This window comes from Billgrantia zhangzhouensis, from assembly GCF_021404465.1.
In the GTDB taxonomy this organism is placed as follows: Bacteria; Pseudomonadota; Gammaproteobacteria; order Pseudomonadales; family Halomonadaceae; genus Halomonas; species Halomonas zhangzhouensis.
This window is the reverse complement of record NZ_JABFTT010000001.1, coordinates 177712-190849: the sequence shown is the minus strand read 5'-3', so window position 1 is coordinate 190849 and position 13138 is coordinate 177712. Positions and strand designations below refer to the sequence as shown.

The window sequence follows — 13138 nt, the reverse complement described above, 5'->3', positions numbered from 1 at the left end:
CGGCAGGTCAGAACTGACCCAGCAGCCACTCGCCAGGTTCGCCGTTCACCAGCAACTGGCCATCGCGTAGCTGCACCACGAGCGAATAACGCTCGCCTTCTTCGCGACTCACCACACCAAGTTCCAGCATTGGTTCCAGGCTGCCTGCCACCACTTCCTTGGCCATGGCGTCGAGTTCGTTGCCACTGATCATCCCGTTGTACTGCTGCCGCAGGGCCTCGCGGGCTACCCGGTGCAGCAGCATGGCAGACGCCTCCACGTTGAGATCCAGGCGGTTCTCGGGAGCGAGCAGACTGCTTTCATCGAAGCTCGACATCTCCTGTAGCGCCAGATCGGCCTCCAGTTCCAGATCGAGGCCAGCATCACCCATGCTGAACGTGACCGGTTTGAGGATCAGCGTAGAGCGACCTGCCATTAGCGCCTCGCCCGCTTGCTCCATACGTTCGAACACGGGGAGCATGGCGTCGGGGTCGTCCAGGCTGAAGACATTGATCGCTTCGTAGACCAGTTGCCACAGCGTGTCGTACACCTCACGCGGAAGTTGCCCATAGCTCGACTCGACATGGAACGCGATCGGATCGTTTACGCCCTGAATGCGAAGATCGCTTGCGGCCACCAGTTGCGCGACTCGCAGGTGCGACTCGGATTCCGGCTCCAGGCCCAGGCGGAAATTCACGCTCTGCGCCTCGAAGCCTGGCGAATGCTGCTCGCGCATCGTCATTCCATCGAGGTTTAGCCCAAGTTGCCCATACCAACTGGCCTCGCCCTGGCGAGTCGCCGTGAAGTCGGCCTCGATACCTTGCAGGGCCAGGAACAGCTCAGGCTCCTCAGTCTCGAAGCCCTGCATGGCAAAACGGGTCGCGAAGCGTTCGAAACGCCCCTGCTCATCGAAGTCGAGCTGGACCTCGATGTTCTGTCTATCGATCCGCGAATCGCCTGCCTGCGCCGGGTCACGACTCTTCGTCAGCATCGGACCGTCATCCGAGGTGAAGGTGACCTCACGCAGTACGCCCTGGGGGAAGGAGGCCACGAGGCTCGACGTGGCGCCTTCGAAGGTATGCACGGCGCTGGGCTCCTCCAGCCGGGCCTGCCCCAAACGGCTGGTGCTGCGGTATTCTCCCCCGGCCGGGTCGTAGCGGAATTCACCGCCCAGGTAGTCGATTTCGTAGCGCATCTCCAGACCGATATCGCTGAGCATCGGCCCTGCCGTCAGCGTCATCGCCATAGGCGCCCACTCTCCGGTCACCACCTGGTCGAAGCCTACCCTGGCGGTATAGCGAGACATCGCTTCGCTCTCCTCCAGTTGGATCAGTTGCTCGAACAACCAACCCGAACCGTCGATTCGTCCATCGAGGCTGGCCAGGGCTCCCGTGAAGGGGCCATGGGTGATGCTGTCGCTGACGAAGACCCGCAGCGGCTCTTCCTCGAACTCCACGCCGATACTCGTCGCGATGAGCTGTTCGTACGCTTGGGCAAACCCGGGCTCGAGAACGAGTTCATAACTGGCCTGTGCGTCGAACCAGCCACGCTCATAAGTCAGGTTCTCGACCTGGATATAGCCAACACTCTGCAACTGCTGCAGATACTCGGCGTACTTTTTTTCCGCCTGCTGACCCAACCAATAGGGAGCTCCCAGGCCCACGACAAGCGCAAGCCCCGCGGCAATCACCAGCAAGCGTTTCAGGAAGCTTCCCTGACGACTTTGTCTCTTCCCCACGGCGATGTCCTTTTTCTCGTTCTTCGCTTAATTGAAATACGGGTTATTCCCGGCTTCATTCCACCGTGACCGACTTGGCCAGATTGCGCGGCTGATCGACATCGGTGCCCTTGAGCACCGCCACGTGATAGCTCAGTAGTTGCAGCGGGACGGTATAGAGGATAGGCGCCAGGGCATCGTGAACATGAGGCAGCGACAGCACGCGCACGCCTTCCTGCGCTTCGATCCCAACCCGTTCATCGGCGAAAACGAAGAGTTCGCCGCCACGCGCCCGGACCTCCTGCAAGTTGGACTTGAGCTTGTCGAGCAGTTCGTCGTTAGGGGCGACCGACACCACCGGCATCTCGCTGTCGACCAGCGCCAGCGGCCCGTGTTTGAGCTCTCCGGCGGGATATGCCTCGGCGTGAATGTAGGAAATCTCCTTCAGCTTTAGGGCTCCCTCCAGGGCGATGGGGAAATGCGCGCCACGCCCGAGGAACAGCGCGTGGTGCTTCTCGGCGAATTCGGTCGACAGGGATTCGATGGCGTCATCCAACTCGAGGACCCGGCTCACCAGTTGCGGCAGGCCACGCAGGCCGGCGACCACTTCGGCCTGGGTCTCGGCGTCCAGCCCCTTGACCCGCCCCAGCGCCAGGGTGAAGAGCATCAGTGCGGTCAACTGGGTGGTGAAGGCCTTGGTGGAGGCGACGCCAATCTCCGGCCCCGCCTGGGTCATCAGGGTAAGGTCGGATTCACGCACCAGCGAGCTGCCCGGCACGTTGCAGATTGCCAGGCTGCCGAGATAGCCCTGCTCACGGGCGAAGCGCAGCGCAGCGAGAGTATCGGCGGTCTCGCCGGACTGCGACAGGGTCACGAACAGGGTGTTGTCGGGTACCACTACGGTGCGGTAGCGGTATTCGGAAGCCACCTCCACCTGTACCGGGATACCGGCATAGCGCTCCAGCCAGTAGCGGGCCACCAAGCCGGCATGATAGCTGGTGCCGCAAGCCACGATATGCAGTTGCTCGACCCGTGAGAACAGTGCTTCGGCGTCGGGGCCGAAGCACTCGGAAGGCACGCTACGTTCACCCAGCCGCCCCTCGAGGGCTGCCGCGATCACAGCGGGCTGCTCGAAGATCTCCTTCTGCATGAAGTGGCGATACTCGCCCTTGCTGGCCGCGCCGTCGCCGTGCTCGAAAGTCTGGATCGGGCGCTGTACGGCCTGACCTCCGGCATCGAAGACCTCGATCTTGCCTCCACCGGCGAGGCGCACCACGTCGCCTTCCTGAAGATAGATGAAGCGGTCGGTGACCTGCAGCAAGGCCAGCGGATCGGAACCCAGGAAGGCCTCGTCGATGCCTGCCCCCACGACCAGCGGGCTGCCCTTGCGCGCACCGACGACGACATCGGGTTCATCGGCGTGTACCACCGCCAGGGCATAGGCGCCTTCGAGTTGTGCGAGCCCTCGCTGCACGGCGGCCAGCAGGCCGCCGCCATGACGGTATTCACGCTCCAGCAGATGGGCTACCACCTCGGTATCGGTCTGCGAGGAAAAGGCGTAGCCGTCGGCCTCGAGTTCACGGCGTAGCGGCTCATGATTTTCGATGATGCCGTTATGAACCAGCGCCAGCCGGTTACCCGATTGGTGCGGGTGGGCATTCTCCTTGCTGGGCTTGCCATGGGTCGCCCAGCGAGTATGGGCAATGCCACAATGCCCCGGTAGGGCGGCCTCCTCGAGCATGGCCTCCAGCGCAGCCACCTTGCCCACCGCCCGGTGACGCTGCAGCTCGCCGGCAGCGCTGAGCACAGCCATCCCGGCCGAATCGTAGCCGCGATATTCCAGCCGCTTGAGGCCCTCGAGCAGGATGCCTTCCACGTTGCGCTGGGCAACGGCACCGACGATTCCACACATGACGATTCCTCGCGCTTGTCGATCAGTCTCGAGTCTTCTTGGTCGGACGCACCCAGCCGGTCTTGCTGATCTGGCGTCCACGGGAGACGGCCAGAGCCTCGTCGGGCACGTCCTTGCTGATGGTCGAACCGGCACCGACCGTGGCGCCATGACCGACGCTGACAGGGGCCACCAGGGCGGTATTGGAGCCGATGAAGGCGCCGTCGCCAATCTCGGTACGATGCTTATTGGCACCATCGTAGTTACAGGTGATGGTGCCGGCCCCGACGTTGACCTCACGCCCCAACCGCGCATCGCCGACATAGCTCAGGTGGTTGATCTTGCTGCCTTCGCCCACCTCGGCGTTCTTGGTCTCGACGAAGTTACCCACTTTGGCCCCCACCGCCAGGCGAGTGCCGGGACGCAGTCGGGCGAAGGGCCCGACGCGGTTATGACCGGCCGCCACGGCGCCCTCGACCACACTGTGGGGTTCGATCACGCTCTCGGCGCCAATATGGCTGTTGCGAACCACGCAGTGCGCGCCGATACGCACGCCTTCGCCCAGTTCCACATCGCCCTCGAACACGCAGCCGACATCGATCTCCACGTCATGACCGCAGGTCAGGCGGCCGCGCACGTCGATGCGGGATGGATCCAGCAGCGCCACCCCTTGCACCATGAGTTCATCGGCAATGCGCGCCTGATACGCACGCTCGAGGCGTGCCATCTGCAGGCGGTTGTTGACCCCTTCCACCTCGAGCGGGTCGGCAGGCTGGGCGGTAGCGATGGCCACCCCCTCGGCAGCGGCCATGGCGATGACGTCGGTCAGGTAGTATTCGCCCTGGGCATTGTCGGCGGAGAGCCGCGGCAGCCAGCGCTTGAGCTGGGCCGCGGTCATGGCCATGATGCCGGTATTGCATTCGCGTATGGCCAGCTCGTTCTCGCTGGCATCCTTCTGCTCGACGATGGCCACCGCCTGACCATCGGCGTTGCGCAGGATACGCCCGTAGCCGGTCGGGTCATCCAGTGTCACGGTGAGCAGCGCCATGCGCGACTCGCCCACTTCCTCCAGCAGCTTGGCCAGGGTTTCGCGACGAATCAGCGGCACGTCGCCATACAGTACCAGCACCTTGCCTTCGCCCAGGCCATCAAGCGTCTGCGCTACCGCGTGCCCGGTGCCCTTCTGTTCGGCCTGCAGGGCAAAACGCACCGGATAGTCGGCGAGTGCCTCGCGCACCCGCTCGGCGCCATGGCCGACCACCACGTGCAGGCGTTCCGCCTCGAGCTTGCGCGCGGTATCGAGCACATGACGCACCATTGGCTTGCCGGCCAGGCGATGCAGCACCTTGGGCAGGGTCGATCGCATTCGTGTGCCCTGCCCGGCAGCAAGAATCACCACATCCAGGGTCATCGAAGACTCCTTGTCCATTCGAATGGCTCCAGTCATCGGGGCCAGGGAACTCGTCCGTACGAGTGACGCCTCGCACGAGGTAGCGTTCCGCCATGGCGGCTCAGCGCACCTCCAGGCCCATGTCGTCGCTCAGTTCCCCGCCGAGAAAATCGGCAAAGCCGGGGCTCGCCACATTGCTCCAGCCTTCATCCTCGCGCACCAGTAAAAGCACCTTGAGGTCCTGCTCGCGCGCCAGCGCCAGCCCCTCCTCACCCAGCACCATCATTGCCGTGGCCCAGGCATCGGCCCAGGCGTTGGAAGGATGCGCCACCGTCACCGATGCCACCCGATGCTCGATAGGATGTCCAGTACGCGGGTCGATGGTGTGCGAGAAGCGTTGTCCATTCTCTTCGAAATAGTTGCGGTAATCACCGGAGGTTGCCACCGAGATGTCGTGCAGCGGCACGATATGGGTGGCTTCCTGGCGATCGTCCAACGGCGCCTCGATACCGATGCGCCAAGGCTCGCCCTCTCTGTCGCGGTAACCGCGTACGATCAGGTCGCCGCCAAGATTGACCAGGTAATGCTCGATGCCCTCACTGTCGAGGTAGGCAGCAACCCGGTCGGTGGCGTGCCCCTTGGCCACGCCACCGAGATCGACGAATACATCGCGTAGCCGGCGTGCCTGAAGCGCGTTCTCGTCGACCTCTATGCTGCCGGGACCGATCTCGTCCAGGCGCGCCTGCAGGGTCTCGTCATCGGGCACTTCGCGCGGACGTGCCTCGGAACCGAAGCTCCACAGGTTGACCAACCCACCGACGGTCATGTCGAAGGCACCGCCGCTCGCCTCGGCAACGGACTGGCTGATCGCCAGCACCTCGATGAGTTCGTTGGACAGCGGTTGCCATTCGCCTACCGGCGCCTGGTTGAAGGCGATCAGCTCCGAGTCTTCGCGATAGATCGACATGGCGGCATCCACCTGCTCCAGCACCTCGAGCAATCCCTCCTCCAACTCGCGCGCCCGGCCTTGGGTCAGGTTGTCGGCGATGGTCACCTGGTAGAAGGAGCCGAAGATGCCACCCTCCAGTTGGGCTGGCGAATCGAGCGGGCGATCATTTTCGGAACAACCGGTCAGCAGCAGCCCCAAGAGCAGCAGGAAGGTCACCACAGGACGCAGGGCAGGATTCATGGTAACAGGACTCCTCGACGAGTGTTGCATGGCTACCAGAAGGCCCACAGCAGCCATAGCCCGAGCACGATGCGATAGACAACGAAGGGCTGCATGCCGATCCGTTTGATGAAGGCAAGGAAATAGTGGATGCAGAGGTAGGCGCTCACCCCCGACAGTACCACACCTGCCGTCATCGCCGACCAGTCGATGTCACGCGGCATCTGCACCAGCCCGACGATCTCCAGGCCAGCGGCCAGGGCCGTTACCGGGATCGACAGCAGGAAGGAGAAGCGCGCCGCTCCCTCGCGGCTCATGCCGAGCAGCAGCGCTGCGGTAATGGTAATCCCGGAGCGCGACGTGCCAGGGATCAGTGCCAGTACCTGGGCAAGACCGATCAACATGGCATCACGAAAGGTAAGTTGATACTCACTTCGCCCTTCACGCTTATGCCAGTCGGCATAGCCCAGCAGCAGACCGAAGCCGATCAGGGAAGAGCCGATCAGGATCGGTGAGCGCATGCTGACTTCGATGACGTCGTGAAAGGCGAAACCGACCGCACAGACCGGGATGGTCGCCAGCAGCACCCACCAGGCCAGCCGGGCATCTCGATCGATCCCGGCCTGTCCCGTAGCGCCTCCACGCAACGATGTTACCCAACTCACGCTCATGCGTCGCAAATCATGGCGGAAGTAGAGCACCACCGCCAGCAGGCTGCCCAGGTGCATCGCCACGTCGAAGACCAGCCCCTGATCGGTCCACTCGGTCAGCACGGGCACCAGAATAAGGTGAGCCGAGCTCGAGATGGGCAGGAATTCGGTCAGTCCCTGGACCACTGACAGTACGACGACCTGAAGCCAATCCATGTGGCGATCTCCTATGGCGAGGACATGCGCAGCCTGACGGCAAACGCACGGCAGAACGCGAAGAGGATACACGGACGCTCGCCGCTTGTCCGCCGCGTCTCGATGACAGCACGAGTATCCGAAAAACCCTGCTCAAGAAGACCAATGCCATGTCGGGATGCGTATGTCACGCGACTTACCGCCCCGCTGAACGAGTGCTTTACAGTCCCGTCAACACCGCCGTGGCAATGGTGAAATAGATCACCACCCCGCTGGCATCGATCAGCGTGGTCACCAGCGGTGCCGAGGCAGTGGCCGGGTCCCAGCCCACGCGATTGAGGATGAACGGCAGGCACATGCCGAGCAGGCTGCCGAACAGTACGATGGTCACCATGCTTGCCGCCACCACCATGGCCACCGCCTCGCCGCCACGCATCACGCCGATGGGCGCCACCGCCAAGGCCATGGTCAGGCCCAGGGAACCGGCCACCAGCAGCTCGCGGCCGAGCAGCTTGCCCCAGTCCTTGACACCGACATCGCCGGTAGCCATGCCGCGTACCGTGAGCGTGGCAGCCTGGGCGCCGGCGTTGCCGCCACTGCCGATCAGCAGCGGCAGGAAGAACACCAATGCCACCTGGGCGGCGATGGTGTCCTCGAAGTAGGCAATGCCAGCACCGGAGAAAAGGTTGGCGAACACCAGCAGTACCAGCCAGGTCACGCGCTTGCGGTAGAGGCTCCAGATCGGCACCCGGCTGACACCGTCCTCGAGTTGGCCGATGGACATCCCCTTGTGGAAGTCCTCGGTGGCCTCCTCCTCGGCCACGTCCATGGCGTCGTCGTGGGTGACGATGCCGACCAGGCGCTCATCGTGATCGATGACAGGTACCGCCAGCATGTCGTAGCGGGCCACCAGCCGGGCCACCTCCTCCTGAGCCTCATCCACCGGCACGCTGATCACGTCCTTGATCATCAGGTCGTCGACCTTGGCGCCAGGACGCGCCACCATCAACTGGCGCAGCGACAGCGTGCCTGCCAGCTTGCCCTCCGGGTCGATGATGTAGAGCTGATAGACCGTTTCGGCGTCGGGGGCCGTCTGGCGTACCCGCATCATCGCCTGCGATACCGTCATACCGCTGGGTATGGCGACGTAATCGGAGGTCATGATCGCCCCGGCGGTGCCCTCCTCGTAGCTGGCCAGCCGCTTCAGGTCCTCGCGCTCCTGGCGCGCCATGCGCCGCAGCAGCGTCTCCTGACGATCCTCGTCGAGCAGGTTGAAAAGGTCGGCTCGCTCATCCGAGCCCATCTCCTCCAGCACCGAGAGCAGCAGCTCGTCGGACATGGCTGCCGCCACCTCGACCTGTACCTCGCCGGTGAGATAGCCAAGGACATTGGCGCGGCGCTCCAACGGCAGGCAGTCGAGCAGCTTGAGTACGGTAGGAAGATCGCCGTCCTCTTCGGCCATTTCCTCGAGAATCTCGGAGAGGTCTGCCGCGCGCAGCTCAGGAAGCCACTGGTCGAGGCGTTCTCGATCGTCCTGCTCGACGGCGAGAATCAGGGTTTCCTTGTGTTCCTGCAGCTGTTCGCTCAACGACATGGCATTCTCCTGAGACCCTGACGCAAGGATGAGAAACCCCGCGTGGCGGCATGAGTATGGCTCGGGCACTTCCGGTCCAGCGCACTCATGATAACAGAGACGAAAACGCCCCCCGAACAGCGTTCGGGGGGCGTTTCATGGCAGCCAGGCTGGAATCAGCCCTTGCCGCCCTTCTTGCGCAGTTGCTGGATCGTGCGCAACTGAGCCACGGCTTCAGCGAGTTCGGCGGCGGCGCGGGTGTAGTCCAGCTCCGACGACTTGTCGTTGAATGCCTTCAGCGCATGCTGGCGAGCTTCCTCGGCGGCGGCCTCGTCGAGATCGCCGGCACGGGAGGCCGCATCGGCCAGGATGGTCACCACATCGGGCTGCACTTCGAGGAAGCCGCCCGAAACGTAGTAGTTCTCTTCCTGCCCGCCGTCATGGATCACGCGAATCGGCCCCGGCTGGAGCTCGGTCAGCAGCGGGGCGTGCCCGGGCAGGATGCCCAGGTCGCCCATGATGCCCGAGGCCACGATCTGCTCGACTTCACCGGAGAAGATCGAGGCTTCGGCGCTGACGATGTTGCATGTGAAGCTTTTCGCCATAGCGAAGTCCCCCAATGGACGGGATTACTTCATCTGGTTGGCTTTCTCGACGGCCTCGTCGATGCTACCCACCATGTAGAAGGCCTGCTCCGGCAGGTTGTCGTACTCGCCGTCGAGGATGCCCTGGAAACCGCGGATGGTGTCCTTCAGCGACACGTACTTGCCCGGGGAGCCGGTGAACACCTCGGCGACGAAGAACGGCTGCGACAGGAAGCGCTGGATCTTACGCGCGCGGGCCACGGTCTGCTTGTCCTCGTCGGACAGTTCGTCCATGCCCAGGATCGCGATGATGTCCTTGAGCTCCTTGTAGCGCTGCAGCACGCCCTGCACGCGGCGGGCGGTGTCGTAGTGCTCCTCGCCGACGACCAGCGGATCGAGCTGGCGCGAGGTGGAGTCCAGCGGGTCGATGGCCGGGTAGATACCCAGCTCGGCGATCGAACGCGCCAATACCACGGTGGCGTCCAGGTGGGCGAAGGTGGTGGCCGGCGACGGGTCGGTCAGGTCGTCCGCGGGCACGTAGACGGCCTGCACGGAGGTGATCGAGCCCACCTTGGTGGAGGTGATACGCTCCTGCAGCACCCCCATCTCCTCGGCCAGGGTCGGCTGGTAGCCCACCGCGGAGGGCATACGGCCCAGCAGTGCGGATACCTCGGTACCAGCCAGGGTGTAACGATAGATGTTGTCGACGAACAGCAACACGTCGCGGCCTTCATCGCGGAACTTCTCGGCGATGGTGAGGCCGGTCAGGGCCACGCGCAGACGGTTGCCCGGCGGCTCGTTCATCTGACCGTATACCAGCGATACCTTGTCGATAACGTTCGACTCGGTCATCTCGTGGTAGAAGTCGTTACCTTCACGGGTCCGCTCACCCACGCCGGCGAACACGGAGTAACCACTGTGCTCGATGGCGATGTTGCGGATCAGCTCCATCATGTTGACGGTCTTGCCCACGCCGGCGCCGCCGAACAGGCCGACCTTGCCGCCCTTGGCGAACGGGCAGACCAGATCGATGACCTTGATGCCGGTCTCGAGCAGCTCGTTGGAAGCCGCCTGCTCGGCATAGGTGGGTGCCGGACGGTGAATGGGCATGCGCTCCTGCTCACCGATGTCACCGGCCTCGTCGATCGGCCGGCCCAGCACGTCCATGATGCGACCCAGGGTCTCCTTGCCCACCGGCACGGAAATCGGTGCTCCGGTGTTGACGACCTCCAGGCCGCGCTTGAGGCCCTCGGTGGAGCCCATGGCGATGGTACGCACCACGCCGTCACCCAGCTGCTGCTGGACTTCGAGCACGGTCTCGGAGTCGGCGACGTTGAGCGCGTCGTAGACCTTGGGAACCGAGTCCCGCGGAAACTCGACGTCAATCACCGCGCCGATGATTTGTACGATACGTCCGCTCATCTTGCGATCCTCTCAAATACCTGCAAATGAAACCTGTTTGCCGAGAGAGCCTTGGGCTCTCCCCGGGCGCTATACGGCAGCGGCGCCGCCGACGATCTCGGAAATTTCCTGGGTGATGGCGGCCTGACGGGCCTTGTTGTAGACCATCTCCAGATCGTCGATGAGGCTGCCGGCGTTGTCGGTGGCGTTCTTCATGGCGATCATCCGGGCCGCCTGTTCGCAGGCTCCGTTCTCGACCACAGCCTGATACACCTGGGATTCGATAAAACGAACCAGCAGGCTATCCAACAGCGCCTTGGCATCCGGCTCATACAGGTAGTCCCAGCTACCGGGACGCTTGTTGTCCTCGTCTTCCGCATCCATTCCCATGTTGGGATCGAGCGGCAACAGCTGGCGAACCACCGGGCGTTGCGTCATGGTGTTGACGAACTCGTTGTATACCACGTAGAGACGATCCAGCCGCCCCTCGTCGTAGGCATCGAGCATCACCTTGACGCTGCCGATCAGGTCCTCCATTTCGGGCGACTCGCCCAGGCCACTCTTGGCGGCGACCAGATTGCCGCCGTAGTTGCGAAAGAAGCCGCCGGCCTTGCTGCCCAGGGCGCAGAAATCGAGCTCCGCCCCTTCGTTGCGCCATGCCACGGCACTCTTGATGACGGCCTTGAACAGGTTGACGTTCAGGCCGCCGCACAGGCCGCGGTCGGTGGAAACCACGATGTAGCCGACCCGCTTCACCTCGCCGCGCTCGATCATGTAGTCGTGCTTGTACTCGGGATTGGCGTCGGCCAGGTGGCTGGCCACGTTGCGGATCTGCCGGGCATAAGGCTGGCTGGCCTTCATCAGATCTTGCGCTTTACGCATCTTCGACGCAGCGACCATTTCCATGGCGCTGGTGATCTTCTGCGTATTCTTGATGCTCCCGATCTGGGTGCGTATCTCTTTTGCAGCTGCCATAGCGATCTACCTCGTTCGTGGCCCTCAGAAGATGTCCAGGGCCCGCCCGTCGGGGCGGGCCGGCGGAATTACCAGCTCTGAGTGGCCTTGAACTGCTCGAGACCCTGCTTCAGCCCTCGCTGGATCTCGTCGTTGTAGTCGCCGGTCTGGTTGATCTTGTCGAGCAGTTCGGCATGCTCGGACCTCATGTACTCGTGCAGGGCACGCTCGAAGTCCAGCACCTTGCTCACGTCGACGTCATCCAGGAAGCCTTCGTTGGCGGCATACAGCGACACCCCCATCTCGGCCACTGACAGCGGCGAATACTGCTTCTGCTTCATCAGCTCGGTAACGCGCTGACCGTGCTCCAACTGCTTGCGGGTGGCTTCGTCCAGGTCGGAGGCGAACTGGGAGAAGGCCGCCAGCTCACGGTACTGAGCGAGTGCCAGACGCACGCCGCCGCCGAGCTTCTTGATGATCTTGGTCTGGGCCGCACCACCCACGCGGGATACCGACAGACCGGCGTTGATGGCCGGACGGATACCTGCGTTGAACTGGTCGGTCTCGAGGAAGATCTGACCGTCGGTGATCGAGATCACGTTGGTCGGAACGAATGCGGAAACGTCGCCGCCCTGGGTCTCGATGATCGGCAGCGCGGTCAGCGAGCCGGTCTTGCCCTTGACCTCACCGTTGGTGAACTTCTCCACGTAGTCGGCGTTGACGCGAGCGGCACGCTCGAGCAGGCGCGAGTGGAGATAGAAGACGTCACCCGGGTAGGCTTCACGGCCCGGCGGACGGCGCAGCAGCAGGGAGACCTGACGGTAGGCCCAGGCCTGCTTGGTCAGATCGTCATAGACGATCAGCGCGTCCTGGCCACGGTCGCGGAAGTACTCGCCCATGGTGCAGCCGGCATAGGGCGCCAGGAACTGCATCGGGGCCGGATCGGCGGCGCCGGAAGCGACCACGATGGTGTGCTCCATCGCGCCGTGCTCCTCGAGCTTGCGCACCACGTTGGCGATGGTCGACTGCTTCTGGCCGATGGCCACGTAGACGCAGATGACGCCCTTGCCTTTCTGGTTGATGATGGTGTCGACGGCGATGGCCGACTTACCGATCTGACGGTCGCCGATGATCAGCTCGCGCTGGCCGCGGCCGATCGGCACCATGGCGTCGATCGCCTTGAGACCGGTCTGGATCGGCTGGTCCACCGACTGGCGGGTGATGACGCCCGGCGCGACCTTTTCCACCGCGTCGGTCAGCTTGGCGCCCACGTCGCCCTTGCCATCGATGGGGTTGCCCAGCGGATCGACCACGCGGCCGACCAGCTCGGGGCCCACCGGCACCTCGAGGATGCGGCCGGTACAGCTGGCGGTCATGCCCTCTTCCAGCTGCAGGTAGTCGCCCAGCACCACCGCGCCTACGGAGTCGCGCTCGAGGTTGAGCACCATGCCGTAGATACTGCCGGGGAATTCGATCATCTCACCGAACATCGCGTCCTCGAGGCCGTGGATTTTCACGATGCCGTCGGAGACGCTGACGATGGTGCCCTGATTGCGGGCTTCGGATGCGACATCCAGCTTTTCGATTCGCTGCTTGATGATGTCGCTGATCTCGGAAGGATTCAGTTGCTGCATGC

General features: G+C 63.5%; 10 protein-coding genes. All 10 read right to left on the bottom strand.

Going from position 1 to position 13138, the window contains the following annotated elements:
* Window positions 1–7: 7 nt before the first annotated feature.
* The gene (locus tag HOP51_RS00885; protein WP_234272055.1) at window positions 8–1717 is read right to left on the bottom strand and encodes a DUF945 family protein; all 1710 of its coding nucleotides are present in this window, start codon (window positions 1715–1717) and stop codon (window positions 8–10) included.
* 55 nt (window positions 1718–1772) lie between these two features.
* Window positions 1773–3608, bottom strand: a complete 1836-nt coding sequence (gene glmS, locus HOP51_RS00880) for a glutamine--fructose-6-phosphate transaminase (isomerizing) (protein ID WP_234272054.1) — start codon at window positions 3606–3608, stop codon at window positions 1773–1775.
* A 22-nt stretch (window positions 3609–3630) separates the two neighbouring features.
* A complete protein-coding gene (gene glmU / locus HOP51_RS00875; RefSeq protein ID WP_234272247.1) occupies window positions 3631–4998 on the bottom strand; it encodes a bifunctional UDP-N-acetylglucosamine diphosphorylase/glucosamine-1-phosphate N-acetyltransferase GlmU in 1368 nt (455 codons plus the stop codon).
* A 100-nt stretch (window positions 4999–5098) separates the two neighbouring features.
* Window positions 5099–6166 carry an FAD:protein FMN transferase gene (locus HOP51_RS00870; protein ID WP_234272053.1) on the bottom strand — a complete coding sequence of 356 codons (1068 nt, stop codon included), beginning with the start codon at window positions 6164–6166 and terminating at the stop codon, window positions 5099–5101.
* A 32-nt stretch (window positions 6167–6198) separates the two neighbouring features.
* On the bottom strand, window positions 6199–7011 hold the full coding sequence (locus tag HOP51_RS00865; RefSeq protein WP_234272052.1) for an undecaprenyl-diphosphate phosphatase: 813 nt from the start codon (window positions 7009–7011) through the stop codon (window positions 6199–6201).
* A 199-nt stretch (window positions 7012–7210) separates the two neighbouring features.
* Window positions 7211–8584, bottom strand: a complete 1374-nt coding sequence (gene mgtE / locus HOP51_RS00860) for a magnesium transporter (RefSeq protein WP_159555586.1) — start codon at window positions 8582–8584, stop codon at window positions 7211–7213.
* A gap of 155 nt (window positions 8585–8739) precedes the next feature.
* The gene (locus HOP51_RS00855; RefSeq protein ID WP_159555587.1) at window positions 8740–9168 is read right to left on the bottom strand and encodes a F0F1 ATP synthase subunit epsilon; all 429 of its coding nucleotides are present in this window, start codon (window positions 9166–9168) and stop codon (window positions 8740–8742) included.
* Window positions 9169–9192: 24 nt separating this feature from the next.
* Window positions 9193–10569, bottom strand: coding sequence for a F0F1 ATP synthase subunit beta (gene atpD / locus HOP51_RS00850; protein ID WP_159555588.1), 1377 nt, complete (start codon window positions 10567–10569; stop codon window positions 9193–9195).
* Window positions 10570–10638: 69 nt separating this feature from the next.
* The gene (atpG, locus tag HOP51_RS00845) at window positions 10639–11523 is read right to left on the bottom strand and encodes a F0F1 ATP synthase subunit gamma (RefSeq protein WP_234272051.1); all 885 of its coding nucleotides are present in this window, start codon (window positions 11521–11523) and stop codon (window positions 10639–10641) included.
* A gap of 68 nt (window positions 11524–11591) precedes the next feature.
* On the bottom strand, window positions 11592–13136 hold the full coding sequence (gene atpA / locus HOP51_RS00840) for a F0F1 ATP synthase subunit alpha (protein ID WP_234272050.1): 1545 nt from the start codon (window positions 13134–13136) through the stop codon (window positions 11592–11594).
* Window positions 13137–13138 lie beyond the last annotated feature (2 nt).